The organism is Mycolicibacterium bacteremicum (assembly GCF_002086115.1).
Classification (GTDB): Bacteria; Actinomycetota; Actinomycetes; order Mycobacteriales; family Mycobacteriaceae; genus Mycobacterium; species Mycobacterium bacteremicum.
This window is the reverse complement of the sequence record NZ_MVHJ01000005.1, coordinates 232,353-256,185: the sequence shown is the minus strand read 5'-3', so window position 1 is coordinate 256,185 and position 23,833 is coordinate 232,353. Positions and strand designations below refer to the sequence as shown.

Sequence of the window (23,833 nt, the reverse complement as noted above, 5' to 3'; positions counted from 1 at the left end):
ATGGACCCCACCCTGGCAACACTCGCCGCGTCGGCCTTCGACAACGTCTACCACGTCGGCCACCTCGTTCCCGACCTGACCGAGGCGATGGAGTCGCTGTCGGCGGCCGTGCAGATCAGCTGGGCGCCACCGTTCGAGATGCGCAGCGGCTTCACCCGCCCGGACGGATCGCCGGACGACAATGCGGTGCGGATCGCGTTCTCCACCGGTGGCCCACCGTATCTGGAACTGATCGAGGTGGTCGCCGACCCCGATTCGATCTTCGCCGAGCCGGCACACGGCGGCATGCACCATCTCGGGTACTACGCGCAGCGCTGGCGCGATGACGTCGCCCGGTTACAGGGCCAGGGGTGGGAGCTCGAGCGCACCGGCGCCGGGGTGGCGTTCCTGCGCGATCCTCGCAGCGGCATGCGGGTTGAGGTGATGAGCTTCAAGGGCCGCGAATTCATGACCCGGATCCTCAACGGCGCCATGGCGCAGGATCATCCGCTGACCGGGCGCCCGTGACCGTCGTCGCGCACACCGCGAACGGGACCTTGCGCGGCGACAGGTCCGGTGACGTCCTCGCCTTCCGCGGTGTGCCGTACGCCGCGGCGCCGGTCGGCCGATACCGGTGGCGCCCGCCGCAACCCGCGCCGTCCTGGACCGGGGTGCGCGCTGCGACCGAGTTCGGTGCGATCGCACCCCAGGACATCACAGCCGAACGGCTGGCCAAGCGCGGTCTGACCATGAGCGAGGACTGCCTCACGCTCAACATCTGGACGCCCGCGGTCGACGACAGCCGGCGGCCGGTGCTGGTCTTCCTGCACGGCGGCGGGCAGGCACAGGGCCACGGGTCGGCGCCGCTGCTCGACGGGGCCCGGCTGGCCCGCCGCGGTGACATCGTGGTGGTGACGCTGAACTTCCGGCTGGGGGTGCTGGGTTCGCTCTACGCCCCCGAGCGCCACGGCCCGGACTCGACCAACCTGGCCCTGCGCGATCAACAGCACGCGCTGAGGTGGGTGCGCGAGCAGATCGGCGCCTTCGGCGGCGATCCCGGGGCCATCACGGTGGCCGGGCAATCCTCCGGTGCGGTGGCCGTCGCGGCGCTACTGGCCGGCGGGTGTGAGCTCTTCGATCGCGCGATCCTGCAGAGCGGCGGCCTGGAGCGGGTCCGATCCACCGCGGCCGCCGCGTCGGTGGCCGCGCAGGTACCGAACATCGGCGATGCCGGTGTCGAGCAGATCCTGGCCGTACAACGGGGCATCGACACCGGATTCGTGCCGCCCCAGGGTCCGTTCCATCCGTGCGTCGATGGTGACGTGATCGTCGAGCACCCGCTGGTGACGGCGCGGATTCGCGCGATGCCCGGCATCCCGATCCTGGCCGGAACCACCCGGGACGAATGGCGGATCTTCGACGCGGCGATCGATGACGGCGTCTTCACCGAGCAATACGTGCGGGACCGGGCAGCGGCACTTGCCGGGGACGGCCGCGACATCGACGCGGTACTGACGACCTACCGCGCCGAGCACGATACGCCGCGCGATATCGCGAGTGCGATGGTCACCGACTACCACTTCACCGCACCGACCGAGCAGTTCGTCCGGGCGCATGCCGAGCGCGGCAACCCGGTGTTCCGCTACGAACTGCAGTGGCCGTCACCGCGCACCGGCTTCGGGGCCTGCCACGATTCGTGCCTGCCGTTGGTGTTCGGCAACCTCGACGCCGCGCCCGCGTTGGCCGGCGCCGACGCCGCCGCGCGCCGGATGTCGGACGAGGTGCAGGACCGGTGGCTGGAGTTCATCCATGGCGCAGACCCGTGGGAACGCTACGACGCTTACGGGGGAGCGACGATGCTGCTCGGTCCGCACCGCCGGATCGTCCATGGCCACCGCAGCGAGCAACTCGCCATCTGGGAGGGCCGCTATCCCGCGTACGGGTGAGCCGGCACGTCAGCTCGCGGGGTCCCAGCCGTGCATGGCCTCGTGCATCTGCCCTTCGTTGAGCGGATCGACCCCGAGCGGTTTGATATCGGGGCGGTTGCGCATGCCCTCCAGCAGCAGCGCGACGTAGCGGCGCCACAACTCGGGCTCGACATGGCCGGCCCACTCACTGACGGTGCCGGCCAGCAGCCCGATGATGGGGGTGTCCGGGTGCTGGATGTCCGGGCGCAGATAGCCGTCGCGACGGGCGCGTTCGACGAGCCGGTAGACCAGCGGCACCAATTCCTCACGCGCACAGTCGACGCGGTCGCCGCCGTAGGCCCGGCTGTAGATCATCTCCCGCAGACCGCGGTCGGTGGCGGCGAGCTCGCACTGCCGCTCGACGAACCAAACGAACCCGTCCCACGAATTCTCGTGCTGTAGTGCCTTTTCGGCCAGTGCCACCACTTCGGCGATACCATCCTCGAAGATCGCCTCGACCAGGTCCTCCTTGGTGGCGAAGCGGCGGTAGACGGTGCCGACGCCGACCCCGGCGTGGTGGGCGACATCGTTGAGCGTGGCTTCCATGCCCTTGATCGCGAACAGCTCGCGCGCAGCCGTCAGCACCCGCTGTCGGTTGCGCTCGGCGTCCTTGCGCAGGCCGCGGCATGGTTTGTCAATCACAGAACCCACTTTAGTGATGAGGCTTACCGTTCGCCAGAAACGGATTGACTCTATCCACTTCGAAGCTTAGATTCTCTCAGGATCGCCTGCGCAAAGTGGACCGCGGCGCCTCGAACCTGAAAGGCCCGATCGTGACCAGTGTCTTCGAGCATGCCCGCGGACGGCAGAAACCGTTGTGCAGCAATGGGTGTGGTCGGTCATGAAGGTCGTCAAGCGGGTCTGGTTACCCGTCCTGGTGGTGTTCGCGATCGTCATCGGTGGTCTGACCGTGTCGCAGTTGCGCTCGGTGTTCGGCTCCGACGGCGCAATCGTCACCCCGATCGACGCCGACACCGCCGACAACTTCAACCCCAAGGTCGTCACCTACGAGATCTTCGGCACCGGCTCCTACGCCAGGATCAACTACGCCGACCTGGACGGTAAGCCGCAGCGCACGGGCGAAGTCGCGCTGCCCTGGACCCTGACCCTGGAGACGACGCTGCCGTCGGTCATGCCCAACATCATGGCCCAGGGTGACGGATCCTCCATCAGCTGCCGCGTCACCGTGGATGACGAGGTGAAAGACGAAAGGACGGCTGAGGGTATGAACGCCGCCACCTACTGCCTGGTGAAGGCCGCATGAGCGACGCTTGCGGAGCGAATCGACAGACCACATGCGAGATCCGAGCCTGCGAGGAGATCGCATGACGACTTTCGCGGAAGACGCGCCCACCGGCCCCATCCCGCCGGCCCGGCACGCGGCCGCCTCGCGGCCCAAACTGCCCCGCTTCATCCGGGCCTTCTCGATCCCGATCGTCATCGGCTGGGTCGTCATCGTCGGATTCCTGAACACCGCGGTGCCGCAGCTCGAAGACGTCGGCAAGATGCGTGCGGTCTCGATGAGCCCCAACGATGCGCCCGCGCTGATCGCCACCAAGCACGTCGGTGAGAAGTTCGAGGAATACGACACCAGCAGCTCGGTCATGATCGTGCTGGAAGGAGATGAGCCGCTCGGCGCCGACGCACACACCTTCTACGACGAGATCGTGCGCAAGCTGGAGGCCGACACCACCCACGTCCAGCACGTGCAGGACTTCTGGGGCGACACCCTGACGGCGGCCGGTGCGCAGAGCATCGACGGCAAGGCCGCCTATGTGCAGGTGTACATCGCCGGCGATCAGGGCGAGGCGCTGGCCAACGAGTCGGTCCAGACGGTCCGCGACATCGTCGAGGGCACCCAGGCGCCGCCCGGTGTCGCGGCCTACGTCACCGGCCCGGCGGCACTGACCACCGACCAGAACATCGTCGGTGACGCCAGCATGAAAACCATCGAGGGCGTGACGATCGGCATCATCATCGTGATGCTGCTGATCATCTACCGGTCGTTCTTCACGACGCTGGTGATCATGGCGATGGTCTTCGTCGGTCTGCTCTCGGCCCGGGGCATCGTGTCCTTCCTCGGCTACTACGAGGTGTTCGGGCTGACGACGTTCGCGACCAGCATGGTGGTGACGCTGGCCATCGCCGCGGCCACCGACTACGCGATCTTCCTGATCGGGCGATATCAGGAGGCGCGGCGCACCGGGCTGGACCGCGAGGACGCCTACTACGACATGTTCCACGGCACCGCGCACGTGGTGCTCGCCTCGGGTATGACGATCGCCGGCGCCACGCTGTGCCTGCACTTCACCCGGTTGCCGTACTTCCAGAGCATGGGCTTCCCGCTGGCGGTCGGTATGACGATCGTGGTGGCGGCCGCCCTGACGATGGGCCCGGCACTGATCTCGATCGTCACGCGGTTCGGAAAGGTCCTGGAGCCCAAGGGCAACGGCCGCGCCCGTGGTTGGCGCCGGCTCGGCACCGCCACCGTGCGCTGGCCGGGGGCGATCCTGGTCGGCGCCATGGTGCTCTGCCTGGTCGGTCTGCTGACCCTGCCGGGGTATCACACCACCTACAACGACCGGATCTATCTGCCCGACGACGTGCCGGCCAATGTCGGCTACGCGGCGGCGGACCGGCACTTCTCGGACGCCAAGATGAACCCCGACCTGGTGATGGTCGAGGCCGACCACGATCTGCGCAACCCGGCGGACTTCCTGGTCATCGACCGGATCGCCAAGGCGTTGGTGAAGGTGCACGGTATCGCCTCGGTCACCACCATCACCCGGCCCGACGGCAAGCCGATCAAGCACTCCACGCTGGCGTACACGGTGGGTCAGAGCGGCACCGGGCAGATCATGAACAACGACTTCCAGCAGACGGTGCTGGACAACACGCTGCAGCAGGCCAACGAGATGCAGGTGACCATCGACTCGATGGAAAAGATGCAGAGCATCACCCTGGAGCTGGCCGACGTCACGCGCCGGATGGCCGACAAGATGAACGACACCTCGGCCAACCTCAACGAGGTCCGGGATCACCTGGCCGACTTCGACGATCAGTTCCGGCCGCTGCGCAACTACTTCTACTGGGAACCGCACTGCTTCAACATCCCGCTGTGCTGGTCGATGCGGTCGGTGTTCGACAGCCTGGACGGAATCAGCACGATGAGTGACGATTTCACCGAACTGGTTCCCGATATCGAACGGATGGCACAGCTGACGCCGCAGATGGCGGCCCTGATGCCGGCGATGATCCAGACGATGAAGAATCAGAAGCAGATCATGCTGAACCAGTACCAGGCGCAGCGCATGCAGCAGGACCAGAACATGGCCAACCTGGAGGACAACACCGCGATGGGGGAGGCGTTCGACGCCGCCCGCAACGACGACACGTTCTATCTGCCCCCGGAGGCTTTCGAGACCGCCGACTTCCAGCGCGGTATGAAGCTGATGATGTCACCGGACGGAAAAGCGGTGCGCTTCACGGTCTTCCACCAAGGTGACCCGCTGACCGAGGACGGTACCGAGCGCATCGACCCGATGCGCGTCGCGGTGGCCGATGCGATCAAGGGCACCCCGCTGGAGGGGTCGACGATCTTCGTCGGTGGCAGCGCAGCCATGTACAAGGACATGCAGCAGGGCGCGGACTACGACCTGCTGATCGCCGCAGTTGCCTCACTCATCCTGATCTTCCTGATCATGGTGATCCTGACCCGGGCCGTCGCGGCGGCCGCCGTCATCGTCGGCACCGTCGTGCTCAGTCTCGGTTCGGCGTTCGGCCTCTCGGTACTGGTGTGGCAGCACATCGTCGGCATCCCGCTCGGCTGGATGGTGCTGCCGATGTCGGTGATCGTGTTGCTGGCCGTCGGTGCGGACTACAACCTGCTGCTGGTGTCCCGGATGAAGGAAGAAGTGCACGCCGGTATTCACACCGGGATCATCCGGTCCATGGCCGGCACCGGATCCGTGGTGACCGCAGCCGGATTCGTGTTCGCGTTCACCATGATCGGCATGCTGGTGTCCGACATGATCGTGATCGGTCAGGTGGGCAGCACCATCGGTCTGGGCCTGCTGTTCGACACCCTGATCGTGCGGTCGCTGATGACACCGTCGATCGCGGCCATGATGGGGCGCTGGTTCTGGTGGCCGCTGCAGGTGCGCCCGCGGCCCCGGCCGCAGCCATGGCCGAAACCGTTGCAGCGCAGCCCGGAAGAGGTGCTCTCATGAGACGATTCGTGATCGCGGCGGCCGCGGCGGTGACGATGGTGCTGCCGGTCGGGACCGCCACCGCGGTCGCCGACCGCGACACCGACTTCGCCAACGAACTGCACGGATTCGGGATCTACGGCCAGCGGGACTTCAACGCCTGGATGGCCAAGATCAGCTGCAAGCGGTTCGACACCGGAGTCGACGCCACCGCAACGGATTCCGCGCAGTTCCTGGCGCAGAACCTGGCTCGTACGAACAGCACCGAGCAGGTGTACCAGTTCCTCGGTACCGCACTGCGGATGTACTGCCCGGTGCACCTGGACAAGTTGACGACGAATCAGGAGCAGCCATGAACATCCACACCCTCCGCTGGACAGTCCGGGCGTCGTTCATGGTGATGGTCGCCGCCGTCTCGGCGGCGCTGCTCAACTCGCCGTCGGCCCAGGCCGACGCCACCGACGAGTACCCGATTCCGAGTAAGCAGATCGAAACCCAGTGCGACGCAGAGCAGTACCTGGCTGCTGCCCGGGACACCAGTCCCATCTACTTCGAGCGGTACATGCTGGACAAGAGCAACCGCCCGCTCGATGTCCAGCAGATGGCCGTGGACCGGATCCACTGGTTCTACTCACTGGATGCCGCGGGCCGGCGGCAGTACTCCGAGGACACCGCCACCAACATCTACTACGAGCAGGTGGCCACCCGGTGGGGCAACTGGGCCAAGGTGTTCTTCAACAACAAGGGCGTGGTGGCCAAGGCGGCCGCGGTGTGCATGAACTACCCGCGCGGCGACATGTCGGTGTGGGCCTGGCCCGTCGCTCGCTGACCGAACGTCAGCGCGCCGGAATCACCGAGTGGGGGAGTGCGCGAGCCCGCGGAAGAACGCCACGCACATGTCGGCGGCGATCTGCGCCAACTCGGCCGGCGACAGCCGCGGATCGGCCAGCCAGTCCTCGATCAGCTGATTGACCCCGCCCACGATGAACAACGCGCCACGGCGCAACTCCGTCGGCCCGGGCACCTCGTCGCCGAGGACATCCGGCGCGCGACGGGTGATCTCGTCGGTGATGAGGTCGAGGATCTTGGCGCGATGCTGGGTGAGCCCCGGGACATTGCTGACATCGCCGGTGGAGATGCGATGCACATGCGGGTCCGCCGCGATGATCTCCAAGAATGCCGACAGCGCCGAGCGCAGCTTGTCCGCCAGGCTCCCCGGGTCGCCGACGCCGGCGCGCACCATGGCTTCCAGTAGCTGGTCGCGGACGTCGTCGGCGACTGCGAAGATCAGCGCCTCCCGGTTGTCGAACTGCTCGTAGAAGTACCGGGTGATCAGGCCTGCCTGGCTGCAGACGCCACGCACGGTGACATCGGCGACGCCCGATTCGCCCCACAGCTGGCGGCCCGCGGCAAGCAGGCGTCGGCGCCGGTCGGCGCGACGGTCGGTCGCGCTGATACCGCCGTAATCCCGCTCCACCTTCGCGCGCTTCATTGACAGCACCCTACCTGCGCCCTAAATTCGGACGACGCATGTAATCCAAAGTGCGGCTCAAAGGAGAGCGATATGGACGGGCCCGTTCCCACCCGGCACCCGGATGCGCCGAAGGCGGTGCCCGGCGCCATCCGGTTGCTGGCCGGCATCCTGGGTCTTGGTGAACCCGACGAAGAGCAGTGGCGTCGGCTCGGCGAGCGGCTCACCGTCGGCGACCCGGCCGCCGACCGGCTGGTGGCCTGGATGACCGACACCGGGATGGCGCAGACCCGGCCGCTGTTCGACCGGGCGGCGGCCGAGGGGATCGCCGCGGTGCCCGAGGCGCCCGCCCCGCTGCGCAAATTCTTCGCGGCCGTCGAGACCGTTCCGGATTGGGTTGACTGGGAGCTGATCCGGCGCGGGGAGCGCGCGATGCGCCGCAGCGGCGCCGACGGGATGTACATCGCCCGCGACGTCTCGCTGCTCGGTGGCTACCAGTTCTCCGGATTCAACAAGACCCTGGTGCGCACCGGTGCGCTGGAGAAGGGTTCGAACAAGCGGTTCGCCGAAACCATGCAGTGGGCGTTGGATGTCATCTCGCCCCGCGGCATGGACCCGCTCGGTGCCGGTTACCGCTCGACGCTGCGGGTGCGGTTGATCCATGCGATGGTGCGCCGCCACGTCGCCGCCATCCGGACTGGCGCGCCGGGGAGTGGGGCCTGCCGATCAACCAGACCGATATGGCCGCCACCCTGGTCGGCGCGCTGATCGCCCCGTCGGCCGGTGGTATCGGCATGGGTCTGCTGCTCTCGCCGCGGGACTACGCGGGTATCGCGCACCTGACCCGTTATGTCGGCTGGCTGATCGGCGTCGACGACGAATGGTTGCCGCGGGACTACCGCGACGGCATCCGGGTGCTCTTCCACACCCTGACGGCGCTGGCCGAACCCGATGAATCCACCCGTCAACTCGCGGTCCCGATGGCTCAGGACCCGCTTGCCTGGCATTACACCAGCCTGGCCGGTGTGCGACGCCGGCTGGCCCGGGCCCAGCACCTCTCGGTCACCAGCGCCTTCCTCGGGCCCCGGGCCATGACCGCGCTCGGGTTACCCGCTCATGTGCTGCCCTGGTACCCGGCGCTGCGATTGCCGGTCAACGTGCTGCGCAGCGTCTCGGTGCTGGCGTTGCCGGGCCGCGCCGATGCCGATGCCGCCCGCGGGGACCGGGAGCAGAAAGCCCTGCTGCGCACGATGATCGGCGATACGCAAGCGACGATCGGGCAGTCAGCGGCGCACGTGGTCGAGGTCGCCTGACCGGGCACGACTCGTGCGGTGGCCCGGCCAGGCGGCCCGTCAGGAATTCGACAGGTCGGTGACCGGCTTGCCGGTGAGCGCATTGCTCAACTGCGGGGTGAGCACGTCGAGGGCGTAGAGCAGTGCGTCGGGCCCGCTGTAGGTCAGCGCGCCGCTGAGCGCGGAGTCCGATCCGGCGTACAGCGTGCGATCCTCGCGGACGACGTCGAGCCGGCTGAAGGCCGGTGATCCCGCGACCTGCTCCTTGGTGAGGCCATTGACGAACAGGACGTCGCCCTCGAGCAGCGAGAGTTTCTCATCGGAGACGTCCCCGGTGTCGGGCTGGGCGGTGAATCCGAGCTCGTCGAACAGCTGGCGGCGCGGGTCACCCTCACCGAGCAGGTACTGCGAGTCCAGTTCGGAGGTGAAATCGGCGACGAGTGTCTTGCCGGCGAACTCCGGGTGGGCGGTTGTGGTCTCGGTGATTCTGGTGTTGACCTCATCCACCAGCGACTGGGCCTCGGATTCCTTGCCCAGCGCCTTGCCGATGGTCAGAAGCTGCACATCCCACGGGGTTTCCTCGTCGGGATACTCGTCGGACTGGATGACGGTCGGCGCGATCTGCGACAACTGGTCGTAGGTTTTCTGGTCGATGGTCTCGTAGATGGCGAAGATGACGTCGGGCTTCGCCTTGGCGATGGCCTCGAAGTTGATCTCATCTCCGGGGATGACCGGTACGCCCTTGCCGTCGGTGGCTTCCTTGACCCAGGGGAAATCGTTGTAGTTGTCGAAAAAGCTTCTGGTGCCTACAGGTACCACGCCGAGTGCCAATACATCGTCCTGGTCATTCCATCCGACGGTGACCACTCGCTGTGGTTGCTCGTCGAGTCTGGTCTCGCCGAACTTGTGGGAGATGACAATGGCATCAGCAGGTTCCGTGGCGTTCGCATCGTTCTGTGCGGTGTCGGGGCCCGCGGCGCCGCATCCGGTGACAAGAGTAGACGCGACGATGCACACGGCGAGCGAACCGCGCGATCGGGTGGCGATCGAGCGCAGGAATCGAACTGACATTAGGGTAGGATAACCTACTTTTCGTCGTTTATGCCTGTTTCCGTATCGGCTGTGATCGTTCCTCGGACAGCTTGTCCGACTGGTTGATTCACCGACACGGTCGTTTCCGTGCGAACGCCCTGCCACCGTCCTCGTACGCTGACCGTACGAGGATGCGCCGCGGCGGCGTGCCGGTGCCGGAAAGGTTGCGATGAGGCTGGATTTCGCACTGCGGTCCTGTGGTCTGCACGGGCACGCGACGTTCGCGCCCGATGAGCCCGAGTTGCGCGACCGGCTGCGGGTGGACACCCCGGTGGGCGAGGCCTGGCGGTGCCTGCGGTGCGAGACATTCGTGGTGGGCCCGCCCCGCGGTCGTGGTCCGGCCGACACCGCGCCCGAGGTACCGCGCGGCCGGTTGTTGCGCGACCGCACCCTGATGCGCGTCCTGGCCGTCGAACGCGTCATCCGGGCGTTGGTGGTGCTGCTGGCCGCCGTCGCGGTGCTGAAACTACGTGGCGCCCGTGCCGAATACCAGCAGAAGTTCGAGGCCGAGCTGCCGTTGATCAAACCGCTCAGCGACCAGATCGGCTGGAACCTGGACGATTCCAAGATCGTGCAGCACATCGGGGAGGCCTTCACGCTGTCGGAGACCACCCTGCTGTGGATTGCCGTCGGCCTGATCGGCTATGCCCTGATCGAACTGATCGAGGCGGTCGGGTTGTGGTCGATGCGGCGCTGGGGCGAATACTTCGCGGTGATCGCGACGAGTGCCTTTCTGCCGCTGGAGGTCTACGAGTTGACCGAGAAGGTCACCGCGCTGCGGGTGCTCGCAGTGGTGATCAACATCGTCGCGGTGGTGTGGCTGCTGTGGAGCAAGCGGCTGTTCGGGCTCAACGGCGGCGGTGCGGCCTACCGCGCCGAGCATCACACCGAGAGCCTGCTCAGCGTCGAGCGCGCCGGACTCAACCACCCCTGATCACACGGTGGCCCGGGCCTGTTGACGCACAGCGTCTTTGGCCACCTTCCCGTTGCTGGTCAGGGGCAGCGCATCGACGAACAGCACATGACGCGGCCGCTTGAAGGCGGCCAGCCGGCCACGGACATGGGCGATCAGCTCCTCGGCCGTCACCGCGGTCGCCGCCACCACGACCGCGCAGATCGCCTCACCCCAGTAGGGATCGGGCACCCCGACGACCGCCACCTGCCCGACATCCGGGTGCAGCGACAGCACGTCCTCGACCTCGCGGGAGGACACGTTCTCGCCTCCGGTGATGATGACGTCCTTGAGCCGGTCGGTGACCACCAGTCGGCCGTCGGCGCCGATCTCCCCGACATCGCCGGTGTGCAGCCAACCGTCCACGGTGACCGGGGTGTTCGGCCAGTACCGGGCGGCCACCTGTGCACCGCGCACCAGGATCTCGCCGTCGGCGGCGATCCGGCACTGCACCTCGGCGTGCGGGGTGCCCGCGCTGCGCAGGATCGCGGGGTCACCGCTGCGGTGCTCCTGCGGTCCTAGAAAGGTGACATTGCCGCCGGTTTCGGTCATCCCGTAGCCCTGATGGAATCCCACGCCCAGCATTTCGACGGCGCGGCGCAACAGATCGGCCGGGATGGCGGCCGAGCCGTAGCCGATATCGCGCAGGGTCGGCAGCGACTGCCCGGTGTCGCGGAGGTGATCCAGCAGGCTGTGCAACATGGTCGGGGCCAACGAGCAGGATGTCACCCGGTGGGCGTGCACCGCGGCGACGAAGCTCTCGGGCCGAAAGGCCGGTACCGGCAACACCGTCGAGGCGCAGGAGTGGTGTACCAGCATGTTGTACCCGGCGATGTGGCACATCGGGAACGGCAGCAGGTACACCCCACCGGGCTGCACCGCCCGGCCGGCCACCGTGCCGCGCACCGCCGTGGTGATCGACCGGTGGGTGTGCAGCACACCCTTGGGTGTGCCGGTCGAACCGCTGGTGAACAGCAGCCAGGCCGGATCGTCGGGCGACGGGGCTTCCCCGGGTTCATCCGGCGGAAAGCGCTGCCAGTCAACATCATCGAAGGCGATGCCGGGACGGGGAAGATCGTCGAGGTAGCGCCGATCGCCGAGCAGCAGGGCCGGTTCGACCATGCCGAGCGCCGCGAGTTGCTCTGCGGCGCTCAGTCGCTGGTTGATCAGCGTGAGGATGCGCCCGCTGCGTGGGACGGCGTAATAGAGCCGCGCGTAGTCCGGACTGTTGTCGGCGATCACCGCGATGCGATCACCGGGTCGGCTGCGGGCGGCGACCCACGCTGCGGCGCGCCGGATCTCGACGTCGAACTGCGCGAAGCTGATCGATGTGCCGTCGGCACCGATGACGGCGGCACGGTCGGGAGCCTCGGTGGCCGCGGCGGTCACCAGGCCGTGGATCAGGTCGATGGTCATCGCCGGTGAGGTTACGCCCGCGGATCAGTCGATGTCGGGCAGCACCAGTTCCAGCATGGTGTCCAACCGGTCGGCCATCGCGTGGTAGCTCATCACCCGGGCCCGCACCTGGAGCAGTGCCCCCCAGAACAGCGTCTCCACGGTATCGAGAACCTCCGGCCAGGCGCCCATGCCGAGTGCGGCGGCGGTGCGGCGGTGCACCTCGGCGGCCACCCGGGCGCGCACCCCGGCGACCGCATCGTCGTCCTCGCGCAGCAGCGCCTGCGCGCATGCCGCGGCGAGCAGCGGCTCATCGGCCACCACGAGTGTGATCGCGCGCAGCTGTTCGCTGACCCGGGCCCGCATACCGGCCGCCGGGTCGATCACGAGCGGCAGGTCGTGCAACCGGGTCAGGTACAGCTCGGCGAAGACCGCGTCGACGGTGGGGAAGTGCGCCGACACGGCGGCCGGTGCGATTCGTGCCCGCGCGGCCAGTTCGGCCAGCGATGTTTCGGTGCGGGCGGCCAGGATCGCCGCCGCGGCACCGAACACCTGCCGGTGCGTGTGCTTGCGCCGGGATTCCTGATCCTGCAGATAGGTGACATCAGCCACCGCTGGGCTGGACATGTGTCCAAGGTATCGCTACGCGGTCCAGCGCGCAACATCAGCTATTTGAACAGCCATTTCACCGTCGATCGGCTGCACGGGCGTGAAATCGTCGGCGGTATCGCCTACGCTAACCAGACAACTGTCCAGTAATCGCCGAGGGGGAGCCGTGGCATATGTGATCACGCAGAACTGCTGCAAGGACGCCAGTTGCGTGCCCGTGTGTCCGGTGGACTGCATCCGGCCGGTGGATGCATCGGCGGCCGACATGCTCTACATCGACCCGGAGGCCTGCATCGACTGTGGCGCCTGCTTCGACGAGTGCCCGGTCGACGCGATCCACTACGAAGAGGATCTACCGCCCGCTCAGGAGCGCTTCCGCGAGATCAACGCCGCCTACTTCGAACGGCACCCACTGCAGCCGGATACCACCCCGCAGCGGCCGTCGCGATCGGTCGGCGACGGCGAACTGACGGTGGCGATCGTCGGCGCCGGGCCGGCCGCGTGTTACGCCGCCGCCGAACTCATCGCCATCGACGGGGTACGGGTCAACCTGTTCGAGCGGCTGCCCACGCCGTTCGGACTGATCCGGGCCGGCGTCGCTCCGGACCATCAGCACAGCAAGTCGGTGGTGGGCCTCTTCGACCGTGTCTTCACCAACCCGCGGTTCGGCTGCCACCTCGGGGTGGAGATCGGCCGCGACCTGACCCATGAGGATCTGCTGGCCCACCATCATGCGGTGATCTACGCGGTCGGGGCAGGCGCCAGCCGCAGCCTCGCCGTGCCGGGCGAGCAGCTGCCCGGCAGCCATCCGGCCGCGGACTTCGTCGGCTGGTACAACGGCCATCCCGACCACGCCGAGCGGTGTTTCGCGCTGGACAGCGAGCGGGTGGTGATCGTCGGCAACGGTAACGTCGCCCTCGACGCGGCCCGGATGATGCTGCTGGACCCCGATGCGCTCGGCCGAACCGATATCGCCGATCATGCGCTGACGGCTCTGCGGGACAGCGCTATCCGCGAGGTGGTGATCCTGGGCCGGCGAGGTGTCGCCGACGCTGCCTTCTCGGTCGGCGAATTCCTGGCGCTGGGACACCTCGGCGGTGTCGACGTCGTCATCGACGGGCCGTTGCCGGACCCGGCGGACGACACCGATCTGTGGGCGACGCTGAAACTGGACATCGCCCGGGACTTCGCGGCGCGGCCCGCCACGGCAGGTAACAAACGAATTGTGTTCCGCTTCATGACGTCTCCGGTGGAGATTCTCGGTGACGATCATGTGACAGGGTTACGGGTCACCGGCGAGGGCGGCGACGAGGTGCTCGAGACATCGCTGGTGCTGCGGTCGATCGGATACCGCGGGGTACCGGTGCCCGGACTCCCCTTCGACGACGCGGCGGGGGTGGTGCCCAACGAGGACGGCCGCGTCTGCGACTGCCCCGGCAGTTACGTGACGGGCTGGATCAAGCGTGGTCCGCGCGGGGTCATCGGCAGCAACCGCGGCTGCGCCGAGGAGACCGTCGACACCCTGTGGCGTGACCACTGCGCCGGCGCGCTGGCCCGCGAGGTGGCCGGTGCGGACTCGCTGCAGGCACTGCTTTCCAACAACGGCACCCGACCGGTGGACTGGTCGGGCTGGCGGGCCATCGACGCCGCCGAACGGGCACGCGGCGCGGCGACCGACCGGCCGCGGATCAAGTTCATCGGCATCCCGGAGATGCGCAGCGCGGCCGGCTGGACGTGAGCCGGGGTCAGGGGCGGGTCAGCTCGGCGTAGCGCGCCAGATGCCGGTCGGTGGAACCGAACTCGTACTGCACAGCGGTCAACCGCTTGAAGTAGTGCCCGATCGCCAATTCCTCGGTCATGCCCATACCACCGTGCAACTGCACGGCGTTCTGGCCGATGAATCGGGCGGCGCGGCCCACCGTGGCCTTGGCCGCCGATACCGCGCGGGCGCGTTGTGCCGGCTCGGCCTGTAGGTTCAGCACCGCGAGATACACCGCGGCCACCGACTGCTCCAGCTCGATGTGCATGTCCACCATGCGGTGCTGCAACGCCTGGAAGGTGCCGATGGGTGTGCCGAACTGCTGTCGCTGCTTGCAGTATTCGACGGTGTCCGCCAGCACCTTTCGCATGTTGCCCACCGCCTCGGCGGCGACCGCGGCGGCGCCCTCGTCGCGGGCCTGCTCCACCGACTCCCCGGCGGCGCCGTCGGTGCCCAGCAGCACCGCGCGGACACCGGTGAACTCGATGTCGGCGGCCCGGCGGTCATCGACCGTGCGGTACCCGTGCATCGTCAGTCCGGAGGGTTGATCCGCCAGATCGACCAGGAACAGCGAGAGTCCGGCCTGCGTCGTCGCGGTCACCAGCAGGTGGGTGGCCAGCGGCGCGTTGAGCACCGTGATCTTGGACCCGTCCAGCAGCCAACCCTCGCCGTCGGGGCGGGCGGTGGTGCGGGCGTCCTGCCAGTGGTCGCCGAAGGCCGCCTCGGTGGCGGCCACTGACACCACCGCCGTGCCCGCGGCAATCTGCTCGGACAGCGCGTCGGCGATCGGACCGCCGGCCCGTTGCAGCAGGCCACCCGCCACCACCACCGTGTCGACGTACGGTTCGACGACCAGGGCGTGGCCCAGCGCCTCGGCGATCACCATCACCTCGACCGGCCCGCCGCCGATACCGCCGACCTCCTCGGGCATCGCGGCACCCAGGATGCCGAGCTCCTCGGCGAAGGAGCGCCATATCTCCGGCTGCCAACCAGGGCCCAGTTTGGCCGCGGCACGGCTGGATTCGAGGCCGTAGCGGGTGGCGAGAAACTTGGTGAGGCCGTCGCGCAGCAGTTCCTGCTCGTCGGTGAGGGTGAAGTCCATCTACAGTCCCAACTCTGCTTTGGCGAGGATGTTGCGCTGGATCTCGTTGCTGCCGGCGTAGATCGAACCGGCCCGGTCGTTGAAGTAGCGCAACGGGGCAACGGCCTGCCACGGCTCACCGGTGAGGTATCCGTCGGCGGGTGGCTCGAAGTCGGCGATGGGTCCGCCCGGGCAGGTGGCATGCGGCTGGTATGCCCGCCCACGTGGCCCGGCAGCCTCCATCGCCAGTTCGGTGAGCGTCTGGCTCAGTTCGGTGGAGATGACCTTGAGCATCGAGGACGCGGCGCCGGGGTGCCCGCCACCGGCGAGCGCGGCCAGCACGCGGTACTCCAGGATCTCCAGTACCTCGGTGCGGATCCGGGCATCGGCGAGCTTGCGGGAGAAGGCGGGGTCGTCGATGAGGACGCCACCGCCGGGCGCGGGCTGCTCGGCGGCCACCCGAGCCACGTCTTCGGCCATGACCTGCAGGGCGGGGGCGGTGGCACCGCCGCCCCGCTCGAACTCGAGCAGGTACTTGGCCACGGTCCAGCCCTCGTCGATGTTGCCGATGACGTTGGCCTTGGGCACCCGGACCTCGTCGAAGAAGACCTGGCTCTGCACCTCCTCGCCGGACGTCATGACCAGCGGGCGAACCTCGATGCCCGGGGTGTTCATGTCGACCAGGACAAAGGTGATGCCGTGTTGCTTCTTGCCGGTGCGGGAGGTGCGGACGAGGGCGAACATCCAGTTGGCCTCGGTGGCGTGGGTGGTCCAGATCTTGCTGCCGGTGCAGATCAGATCGTCACCGTCGGAGACCGCCGCCATGGACAGCGCCGCCAGGTCGGACCCGGCCTCGGGTTCAGAGTAACCCTGGCAGAAGAACACCTCGGCGGTGAGGATGCGGGGCAGGAAATAGTCCTTCTGCTCCGGTGTGCCGAACTTCACGATGGCGTGGGCGACCATGCGGATGCCCATCGGGGACAGTGACGGCGCGCCGGCCAGTTGGGACTCCCGGCTGAAGATGTAGTGCTGGGTCAGGCTCCAGTCGCATCCGCCGTACTCCACCGGCCATGCCGGGGCCGCCCAGCCGCGCTCGTGCAGGATCGCCTGCCACGCCAGGCTGGCCTCGTGATCGCTGTAGACGCTGGTCATCAGGCGGCCGGCGCGCTGTATTTCCGGGGTCATCCGGTCCGCCATGAACTGGCGGACCTCGTCACGGAAGGCGATGTCCGCCTCCGACCAGCTCAGGTCCATGCCGTCTGCCCCTTTCCGTCCGGATATCTAACTTAGATATATAAGTAGCAGTCGAAACCGCGGTTGGGAAATCTTCGGTTGGACGGGTCTACGCCGACGCCGACATAGGGTGGCTCGTGGCTTTGTTGCGCTCGGGACCCGCATCGGCGGGCACGTTGTTTCGCCGGAGATCCGGAACGGGAGCCGAATGTTATCCTCGTGATGTTGCCGTGATCCGCGCTGGCAAACTCCCCCGTACCCCCGCGTGGATCGCGGCACATCTTTGCCAGAATTCATATGCAACGCGGGTAGTCGACTACAGCTACGTTGGTACGCGATGACAGATAAGTTGCCAAACTCCGAGGTTTGTCACAGTGGCGGAGAACACAGCTACTGTGAGGTTGATAACGAAGTGTGGGACGACGAGGTCGATCTGGTGGCCGTCGGCGCCGGGCCCGCGGGCCTGGCGTGCGCCATCGCCGCGGCCGACGCCGACCTGGACGTGATCGTGGCACGGCCGCCGGACTCGGCCCGGCCCGAGCCCGCCGGGACCGCACATGGATGGCTGCCGCGACGCGATGATCCGGCGACCGCCGCCTACTTCGAGGCGCTCGGTGACGAACTGCCGGTCATCGAGGCACCCGAACTCGCGATGCGCAACGCGTACACCCCCGGGCGGGTCGACACCGGCCGCCGCGCCCAGGTCGAGACGTTCGTGGGCGCACGGCTGTGGGACTGGGCGGCACGGTGCCTGGGATCGCCGTACGGGGTGATGTTCACCCGCGTCGCGTACTGGCCGACCGTGGCCATGCGCACCATGGGCGGCTCGGCCATCGAGGTCGCGACGCTGGCCGAGGTGACCAGCGGTGGTCGCACGCTGACCGCCTGGCTCGACGAGCTGGCCGCCGACCGCAATATCGAGGTGACCGCCGACAGCACGCTGCACCGCATCGTCTTCGGTGAGGACGACCGGATCGCGGGTGTGGTGCTCGACACTCCGGACGGCCCGTGGGCCGTGCGCGCCCGGGTGGGTGTGGCGGTCACCGCCGACCACGTCGAACTGAGCGAGATGCCACTGGACCCCGGCGGCCGGATCAGTCTGGTCGGGCAACGGGCCGCACGCTTCGGCAGGCTCGAGGTGCTGCGCGAGGTCGAACCGCCGGAGTCCTAGGGGCCGGGCTTCCTCAGGGCCGGAGCCCCGGCGAGAAGTCCACCGACACACGGCCTCTGCGCAGCAGCGCCTCCATCTCCTCGCCCGAGATGGGGCGCGAGAGCAAAAACCCCTGTGCCCGGTGGCAGCCGTGCCGCAGCAGCGTGACGGCCGCGGCCTCGGTCTCCACGCCCTCGGCCACCAGCTGCAGCCCGAAGGCCTCCGCCAACGCGATGATCGCCCGCACGATGGCCAGGTCGCCCGGGCTCGATCCCAGGTCGCGCACGAAGCTCTTGTCGATCTTCAACGCCTCCACCGGAAGCGATTTGAGCAGCGACAGCACGCTGTACCCGGTGCCGAAATCATCGATGGCGACCTGCACGCCGACCTCATGCAGGCCGGCCAGCGTGATGCGGGTGGTCTCGATGTCCTGCACGACGACGCTCTCGGTGATCTCCAGGCAGACCGAACCGGCGTCGATGTCGTATTCGGCAAGGATCGCCGCGACCGATTCGACGAACCCGTCGGCGACCAACTGCACCGGTGAGACGTTGACGCGCAACACGATGTCGTCGCCGACGCCGGCCGCGCGCCAGCGCGCGAATTCCGAGCACGCCGTGCGCATCACCCACCGGCCGAGTTCGCCTGCCAGATTGATGGATTCGGCCACCCCGATGAACGCGTCGGGGGACAGCAGCCCACGCGTCGGATGCTGCCAGCGGACCAGAGCCTCGGTGGCCAGGATCTTGCCGGTGCGCATGTCGATCTCGGGCAGGTAGCGCAGGAACAGCGCATCGGTTTCGATGACGCTCTGCAGATGCAGCTCGATATCGTTGCGGAACTCGCTCTCGAGCGCGATCGCATCCGAGTACACCGTGACCTGGTTGCCGCCGGTGTTCTTCGCCGTCAACACCGCCTGATCGGCGCGGCGCAGCAAATCAGAGGTGCTGTCGCGGCCTGGAATGCCGAGGGCCACACCGATACTGACCGATCGGGTCACCATCTCACCGTCGATGGGCACCCGCTGGGACAGCACCGCCTGCAGGCGGTGGGCCAGATCCTCGGCCATCTCGATGGTGGTCGGCGTCTCGGGGACGACCACGAACTCGTCGCCGCCGAGCCGGGCGATCATGCTGGGGCCCACCGCGTGGTCCAGGCGCTCGGCGAGCACCCGGATGAAGCGGTCACCGGCGGTGTGGCCGAGGTAGTCGTTGATCGCCTTGAGCCGGTCGAGGTCGAAGAACAGCGCCGTGACGGGCCCGGGCTGCCCCTCGGCCAGGCGGGCGTCCAGGTGTGCCATCAATGCCCGCCGGTTGTGCAGACCGGTGAGGTGGTCGTGCTCGGCCAGAAAACGCAGGCGATCCTCGGCGTTCACCCGCGCCTGCACGTGGGCAAACAGCGTGGCGATGGCGACCAGTGCGTTGAGCTCCTCCTCGCTCCACTCCCGGACACCGATCTTGACGAAGCCGATGACGCCGGTGGTGACATCGCCGGAGAGCAACGGCACGCACGCCATCGATGTGGTCGGGATGTGCCGCCCGGCTTCGATGGTGTGCTGGTAGTCGTCGGTGGCCTCGGGCCGGAAGACCGTTGGCTCCTTGAGATGCTCGGCCATGGCGAAGACCGGGTCGGCATCGGCGAAATAGATCAGCTCCAGCGGATCCGGGTCGACATCGGCGGGTCGCGTCGGCCACTCGGCGATCAGCCGGGTCGCGTGGATCGCGTGGTCGTTGTGCCGCAGAAAGCTGAAATCGACGTTGAAGTATGCGACCAGTTCGGCCAGTACCTGCTGGCTCACGCTCGCGGCGGTCGCGGCATCGACGGCGCTCAATCGCGTTGCGGCGGCCGTGACGACCAGTTCGAGGCTGCGGGGCACCTAGACCTCTCGATGTGGTGTCGCCGGAAGCGACGTCGTGTAGCTCAGTGGCCGCCGACGACTTCGCAGCGACGGGCGAGGTGCCTCGGTGATTCTCAGCACCAACGCCTGCGCCTCCTCCGGCGGAGTACCGGTAAGCCTGCGAAGAGTGTATTGCAGACGTCCCAGTTGTTCGGAGTATGCCGGGGCCAACTGTGCCAATTCGTGATCATCGTGGGCATACAGGAAAGCCGGTGACACCGGTTGCACCGCCAAACCTGCTGTCTGGGCTGTGATCCACACCGCTTCGACCGCCGCACCGGCACGGGCGTAGTCGGCGAGGGTGCGGCCGCCGACCGAGATCACCGCGACCGCGGACGCCCCGCCGACCCGGTCACGCGTATTGCTGCCGAGCACCGATCCCGCGTCCCAGCGCGCCAATTCGTCCATCACCTCCGAGCGCCGCAGCACGTCGAGCACCGCGAGATCGGAGGCGGGCAGTTCCAGCGTCCGCACATCGATGCCGTACTCGGGGGAGGGGTCGCCGGGCGACCAGATCTCAGCAAACATCTCCGAGTGCAGCCGGTTGGTCAGATAGCGAATACGATCGGCCTCGGCGAGAACCTCGGCGCATCGCTGAATTTCGCCGCTCTCGGTGATCAGGCGCAGCCGACCGCCGTGCGCGTCCGCGGCCCCGTGCAGAGCCGCGCGCAGCTCGGCGCTGAACGTGATCGGCGCGCCGTGGTGACGATTGGTGGCACGCTGCAGCATCGGTTCGTACAACTCGGCAAGCGCCGGGTCGGGACGGCCGTCCAGTGCCACCGAGATCTGCAGTGGCGAGCCGTCGCCGGTGCCGATGTGCAGCCGGCTGCCGTGGCCGTGCGCGGCGGCGGCGATCTGTGCGTTGAGCGCCGCCGCGCCGAGTGCGACTGCACTACCTCGGAATTCGACATCCATCTGGCTGGTGCGCTGCGGATCGACCCGTAGCTCCAGGCCGGACTCCCGGATATCGATCAACCACGGCTGGGAATTGCCGCCCGACGGCGCCCGGTGCGCGGCATAGGCCATGGCCTGCAGCGCCGAATCGAAGGACGGGTCGGCGGCGTGATCGTCGATCTGGGTATCGGGCGGCGGCCGCCGGTCATCCAGCGGATCGGACACCTCGTCGAGCACGGCGCCGGCATCGAGTCGGGTCCTGCCCGAGGCCAGCGGTTCGCCCAGGCCGATCCGGCGCACCGATTCGGCGATCAGCGCGGCGCCGAGTACCACCTCGCCCGCCAGTTGCGGCCAGGTCGAAAGCGTTTCGCCCACCTCGCAGAGCGATGCCGCCATCCGCGCCGAGAGTGCCTTGGCGTCGAGTAACCCGAGCACGTAGGGCACCTTGTCGGTGCTGCTGAGGCCGGCCAGGTCGGCGGTGTCGACATCGCCCAACAGGCCGTGCAGGATCGGACGTTCGGGGTGCAGGTCGAAGCGTTCCACGTCGAGCAGTCCGCGGTCGCTGGTGGTCATCAGCACCGGGATGCGGCGCGCGCGGGCGGCCTCGCGAACCAGCGCCTTGGTGTCCAGCGAGTCACATTCCTCGACCACGATGTCGAGGCCGTCGAGGAAGGCGTCGATGGTGTCGGCGGTGATCGCGCTGCCGTGCACCTGCACTCTCAGATAGGGATCCAGCTCGGCGATCCGGCGGGCCGCGATGGTTGCCTTGTTGATGCCCTCGTCGAACACGGTGGCGGGCACCCGGTTCAGGTTGGCGGCCTCGAGTTCGTCGAAATCCGCCAGGCGCAGCTCACCGCAGATTCCCTGGGCCGCCAGGGTGTGGGCGATGACGTGGCCGACGCTCAGCCCGATCACCCCGACCCGCAGTTGCGCCAGGGTGTCCTGTTCGGCGTCGGTGATGAGATTGCGGTTACGGTCGAGCCGCAGTCGCCGGTAGGCGCCCGGACCCAGCATCGCCACCACAGACCGCCGCCACGGGTAGTACACCCACCGGAACGGTTCGTCTTGCAGGTCGGCCCCGGGTAGCGGGGTCAAGGTCTGCAGTGCGGCCCGCTGCCGCCCGACATTGTCGATGAACTCGATGTCGGGTCGGGCGCGCAGCTCCCACAACAGTTTTGCGTCGTCGGGATTGCCTTCGGTCAGGACTCTGGCGGCATGGGCGTCGCTCACAGGCCGGTCAGCATCGCGTTGTCGGGGGCCGTCAGCTGGTCGAGCATGGGCGCCAGCACACGGGCCTCGGCGCGGGTGGCCAGGATCTGTTCCGGATCGGCGGTGCGGGTGAATTCTGCGTGGTCCCACCACATCATCTTCGTCTCATATCGTTCGTCGGGGTACGGCGTGGCCGGGATGCGGGTGACAACCACACCGCCGGAGGACTCCCAGCGTGCCAGGACGTGGGCGGCCGCCGTGGCCATCGCGAACTTGGCGCCAAGCACCAGGGTCGCGTGTAACGGCATGCGGGCGAGCACGGGGGTGAGCAGCCGGCCGCGCTCCCGGTCGACCGGACGGTCATCGGCCGACCACGCGGTCTTGATCTCGACGACACCGAACGGGATGCGGTCGGCGATCATCTTGCGCACCTTGGGCAGTGCGTCCTGGCCGGCCCACTCCACCACGGCATGCGATTCGTCGGCGTGGCGGTAGGGCCCCTGGGCCCGGACGCCGCCGATGGCCCGGCCGGCATCGTCGATCGCCGTGAGGAACAACGACGTCGTCTCCGGGTCGGCCAGTGTGCTCGGATCGATGGCCCGCTCGACGCCGTGTTTGCGGTAGCTGCGCAACGCGCCATCGATGAAATCGTCCCAGAGTTCGGGTTCGGCGGACGGTGTCGCGAGCACCAGGGTGCAATCGGTATCGCGATCCCACCACTGGACAGACGCATTGTCGGGGAGGACGCTAATGCCGGCTTCGGCGATTGAGACGCTCATAGACTTAACCCACCGATCGGTACGGGACGTTGCCACACCGGCGTATGGTCCCTGGAGAATTTCGAATAGTCCAGTTAAGTATCGCTATATCCTGCGAAGACGCCAGGATTAATTAAGTGGCACGGACTGACATTAGTAGCCAGAATTCTTTTTTGTGCGTTCTGGCAATTAGTCACCGATGAATTCAAATGCGGCTGACTTTGGCAAAATTATCGCGCGCGTCAGTTACGGCAAATTTGATCTTCACGGCGCTGAGTTTTCTATAAGTTCCGACAAAGCGGGGCGGTTACCCGTATTCGCTGCCGTCGCCCGCGAACGTCGAGTGGCCGAACGCCGACCCGGTGGCGACGGGACGGGACCCAGGCGCTATGCATGACATGGCGGCCACTGGGGTCCTGCGAAGGGAGAAGCACGTGAAGGTTTTCGAAAATCTCGACGAGTTGGTGGCGGCGGCGGGTACCGAACTCGGACCCACCGATTGGCTGGAGATCGACCAGGACCGGGTGAACCAATTTGCCGAAGCCACCGAGGATCGGCAGTGGATCCACGTCGATCCCGAGCGTGCCGCCGGCGGCCCGTTCGGCGGCACGATTGCGCACGGTCTGCTGACGCTGTCTCTGCTGCCGTACTTCTCGCACCACCTCTACGGCGTCAAAGGCATCTCACTGGCCGTCAACTACGGCTACAACAAGGTCCGCTTCATCACTCCGGTCAAGGTGGGTGCACGCATCCGCGCGAAGGCCGTCATCACCGATGTGGCGAAGCTCGACGGTGCGGCCCAGTCGACCGTCACCATCACCGTCGAAATCGAGGGCTCGGACAAGCCGGCAGCCGTCGCGGAATCGATCATCCGCTACATCGCGTAG

General features: G+C 67.5%; 20 protein-coding genes and 1 pseudogene. 11 read left to right on the top strand and 10 right to left on the bottom strand.

The annotated features are described in order from the left end of the window. Both BST17_RS08410 and BST17_RS08405 read left to right on the top strand, forming a co-directional pair. On the top strand, positions 1-507 hold the full coding sequence (locus tag BST17_RS08410; protein ID WP_083057015.1) for a VOC family protein: 507 nt from the start codon (positions 1-3) through the stop codon (positions 505-507). Then, positions 504-1,925, top strand: a complete 1,422-nt coding sequence (locus tag BST17_RS08405) for a carboxylesterase/lipase family protein (protein ID WP_083057013.1) — start codon at positions 504-506, stop codon at positions 1,923-1,925. Before BST17_RS08410 ends, BST17_RS08405 begins: the two co-directional genes overlap by 4 nt. Positions 1,926-1,934: 9 nt before the next feature. Here the strand turns inward: BST17_RS08405 and BST17_RS08400 are convergent, their stop codons facing one another. Further along, positions 1,935-2,588 (bottom strand): TetR/AcrR family transcriptional regulator, encoded by a 654-nt coding sequence (locus tag BST17_RS08400; protein ID WP_109750045.1) that lies wholly within the window; start codon positions 2,586-2,588, stop codon positions 1,935-1,937. 199 nt (positions 2,589-2,787) lie between these two features. Between BST17_RS08400 and BST17_RS08395 the strand changes: the two genes are divergently transcribed. The 4 genes from BST17_RS08395 to BST17_RS08380 all read left to right on the top strand — a co-directional run bounded on the left by BST17_RS08395 (position 2,788) and on the right by BST17_RS08380 (position 6,983). Then, the gene (locus BST17_RS08395; protein ID WP_083057137.1) at positions 2,788-3,210 is read left to right on the top strand and encodes an MmpS family transport accessory protein; all 423 of its coding nucleotides are present in this window, start codon (positions 2,788-2,790) and stop codon (positions 3,208-3,210) included. A 61-nt stretch (positions 3,211-3,271) separates the two neighbouring features. Continuing rightward, positions 3,272-6,175 (top strand): MMPL/RND family transporter, encoded by a 2,904-nt coding sequence (locus BST17_RS08390; RefSeq protein ID WP_083057009.1) that lies wholly within the window; start codon positions 3,272-3,274, stop codon positions 6,173-6,175. Beyond that, entirely contained in the window at positions 6,172-6,510 is a 339-nt protein-coding gene (locus tag BST17_RS08385) for a DUF732 domain-containing protein (protein ID WP_083057007.1), read from the top strand. Before BST17_RS08390 ends, BST17_RS08385 begins: the two co-directional genes overlap by 4 nt. 38 nt (positions 6,511-6,548) lie before the next feature. Then, positions 6,549-6,983: a DUF5078 domain-containing protein gene (locus BST17_RS08380; protein ID WP_083057134.1), complete on the top strand. Its 435-nt coding sequence runs from the start codon at positions 6,549-6,551 to the stop codon at positions 6,981-6,983. 21 nt (positions 6,984-7,004) lie between these two features. On the opposite strand, the gene BST17_RS08375 is transcribed toward BST17_RS08380, so the two are convergent. After that, positions 7,005-7,646, bottom strand: coding sequence for a TetR/AcrR family transcriptional regulator (locus BST17_RS08375; protein ID WP_083057005.1), 642 nt, complete (start codon positions 7,644-7,646; stop codon positions 7,005-7,007). A gap of 72 nt (positions 7,647-7,718) precedes the next feature. Here BST17_RS08375 and BST17_RS08370 point away from each other — a divergent pair. Next, positions 7,719-8,938, top strand: a pseudogene (locus tag BST17_RS08370) (oxygenase MpaB family protein). A gap of 39 nt (positions 8,939-8,977) precedes the next feature. Here BST17_RS08370 and BST17_RS08365 read toward each other — a convergent pair. Continuing rightward, on the bottom strand, positions 8,978-9,988 hold the full coding sequence (locus BST17_RS08365) for an iron-siderophore ABC transporter substrate-binding protein (protein WP_083057003.1): 1,011 nt from the start codon (positions 9,986-9,988) through the stop codon (positions 8,978-8,980). A 190-nt stretch (positions 9,989-10,178) separates the two neighbouring features. Here BST17_RS08365 and BST17_RS08360 point away from each other — a divergent pair, with 190 nt between their 5' ends. After that, a complete protein-coding gene (locus BST17_RS08360) occupies positions 10,179-10,943 on the top strand; it encodes a DUF2127 domain-containing protein (protein ID WP_083057001.1) in 765 nt (254 codons plus the stop codon). Here BST17_RS08360 and BST17_RS08355 read toward each other — a convergent pair whose 3' ends face one another. Both BST17_RS08355 and BST17_RS08350 read right to left on the bottom strand, forming a co-directional pair. Further along, positions 10,944-12,377 carry an AMP-binding protein gene (locus BST17_RS08355; RefSeq protein WP_083056999.1) on the bottom strand — a complete coding sequence of 478 codons (1,434 nt, stop codon included), beginning with the start codon at positions 12,375-12,377 and terminating at the stop codon, positions 10,944-10,946. It lies immediately after the preceding gene. A 24-nt stretch (positions 12,378-12,401) separates the two neighbouring features. After that, on the bottom strand, positions 12,402-12,983 hold the full coding sequence (locus tag BST17_RS08350; RefSeq protein WP_083056997.1) for a TetR family transcriptional regulator: 582 nt from the start codon (positions 12,981-12,983) through the stop codon (positions 12,402-12,404). A 148-nt stretch (positions 12,984-13,131) separates the two neighbouring features. On the opposite strand from BST17_RS08350, the gene BST17_RS08345 reads away from it, so the two are divergent. Continuing rightward, a complete protein-coding gene (locus BST17_RS08345) occupies positions 13,132-14,703 on the top strand; it encodes an FAD-dependent oxidoreductase (RefSeq protein ID WP_083056995.1) in 1,572 nt (523 codons plus the stop codon). Positions 14,704-14,710: 7 nt separating this feature from the next. On the opposite strand, the gene BST17_RS08340 is transcribed toward BST17_RS08345, so the two are convergent. Beyond that, a complete protein-coding gene (locus BST17_RS08340; protein WP_083056993.1) occupies positions 14,711-15,826 on the bottom strand; it encodes an acyl-CoA dehydrogenase family protein in 1,116 nt (371 codons plus the stop codon). After that, entirely contained in the window at positions 15,827-17,059 is a 1,233-nt protein-coding gene (locus BST17_RS08335) for an acyl-CoA dehydrogenase family protein (protein WP_083056991.1), read from the bottom strand. Positions 17,060-17,450: 391 nt separating this feature from the next. Between BST17_RS08335 and BST17_RS08330 the strand changes: the two genes are divergently transcribed. After that, complete coding sequence (locus BST17_RS08330) at positions 17,451-18,209, top strand: FAD-binding protein (RefSeq protein ID WP_083056989.1); 759 nt, start codon at positions 17,451-17,453, stop codon at positions 18,207-18,209. Between the two features lie 13 nt (positions 18,210-18,222). On the opposite strand, the gene BST17_RS08325 is transcribed toward BST17_RS08330, so the two are convergent. The 3 genes from BST17_RS08325 to BST17_RS08315 are packed head-to-tail and all read right to left on the bottom strand — an operon-like array spanning position 18,223 to position 22,967. Continuing rightward, on the bottom strand, positions 18,223-20,064 hold the full coding sequence (locus BST17_RS08325) for a putative bifunctional diguanylate cyclase/phosphodiesterase (RefSeq protein ID WP_083056987.1): 1,842 nt from the start codon (positions 20,062-20,064) through the stop codon (positions 18,223-18,225). Then, positions 20,065-22,209 carry an Rv1355c family protein gene (locus BST17_RS08320; protein ID WP_083056985.1) on the bottom strand — a complete coding sequence of 715 codons (2,145 nt, stop codon included), beginning with the start codon at positions 22,207-22,209 and terminating at the stop codon, positions 20,065-20,067. It abuts the gene before it with no gap. Further along, the gene (locus BST17_RS08315; RefSeq protein WP_083056983.1) at positions 22,206-22,967 is read right to left on the bottom strand and encodes a hypothetical protein; all 762 of its coding nucleotides are present in this window, start codon (positions 22,965-22,967) and stop codon (positions 22,206-22,208) included. The genes BST17_RS08320 and BST17_RS08315 overlap by 4 nt, the downstream gene beginning before the upstream one ends. A gap of 413 nt (positions 22,968-23,380) precedes the next feature. Here BST17_RS08315 and BST17_RS08310 point away from each other — a divergent pair, with 413 nt between their 5' ends. Further along, positions 23,381-23,833, top strand: coding sequence for a MaoC family dehydratase (locus BST17_RS08310; RefSeq protein WP_083057133.1), 453 nt, complete (start codon positions 23,381-23,383; stop codon positions 23,831-23,833).

Bases quoted from the DNA above. Each gene is read 5' to 3' on its own strand.
- BST17_RS08410 (WP_083057015.1), top strand. From the start codon at position 1: ATGGACCCCACCCTGGCAACACTCGCCGCGTCGGCCTTCGACAACGTC.
- BST17_RS08395 (WP_083057137.1), top strand. From the start codon at position 2,788: ATGAAGGTCGTCAAGCGGGTCTGGTTACCCGTCCTGGTGGTGTTCGCG.
- BST17_RS08390 (WP_083057009.1), top strand. From the start codon at position 3,272: ATGACGACTTTCGCGGAAGACGCGCCCACCGGCCCCATCCCGCCGGCC.
- BST17_RS08385 (WP_083057007.1), top strand. From the start codon at position 6,172: ATGAGACGATTCGTGATCGCGGCGGCCGCGGCGGTGACGATGGTGCTG.
- BST17_RS08380 (WP_083057134.1), top strand. From the start codon at position 6,549: ATGGTGATGGTCGCCGCCGTCTCGGCGGCGCTGCTCAACTCGCCGTCG.
- BST17_RS08375 (WP_083057005.1), bottom strand. From the start codon at position 7,646: ATGAAGCGCGCGAAGGTGGAGCGGGATTACGGCGGTATCAGCGCGACC.
- BST17_RS08365 (WP_083057003.1), bottom strand. From the start codon at position 9,988: ATGTCAGTTCGATTCCTGCGCTCGATCGCCACCCGATCGCGCGGTTCG.
- BST17_RS08360 (WP_083057001.1), top strand. From the start codon at position 10,179: ATGAGGCTGGATTTCGCACTGCGGTCCTGTGGTCTGCACGGGCACGCG.
- BST17_RS08355 (WP_083056999.1), bottom strand. From the start codon at position 12,377: ATGACCATCGACCTGATCCACGGCCTGGTGACCGCCGCGGCCACCGAG.
- BST17_RS08350 (WP_083056997.1), bottom strand. From the start codon at position 12,983: ATGTCCAGCCCAGCGGTGGCTGATGTCACCTATCTGCAGGATCAGGAA.
- BST17_RS08340 (WP_083056993.1), bottom strand. From the start codon at position 15,826: ATGGACTTCACCCTCACCGACGAGCAGGAACTGCTGCGCGACGGCCTC.
- BST17_RS08335 (WP_083056991.1), bottom strand. From the start codon at position 17,059: ATGGACCTGAGCTGGTCGGAGGCGGACATCGCCTTCCGTGACGAGGTC.
- BST17_RS08315 (WP_083056983.1), bottom strand. From the start codon at position 22,967: ATGAGCGTCTCAATCGCCGAAGCCGGCATTAGCGTCCTCCCCGACAAT.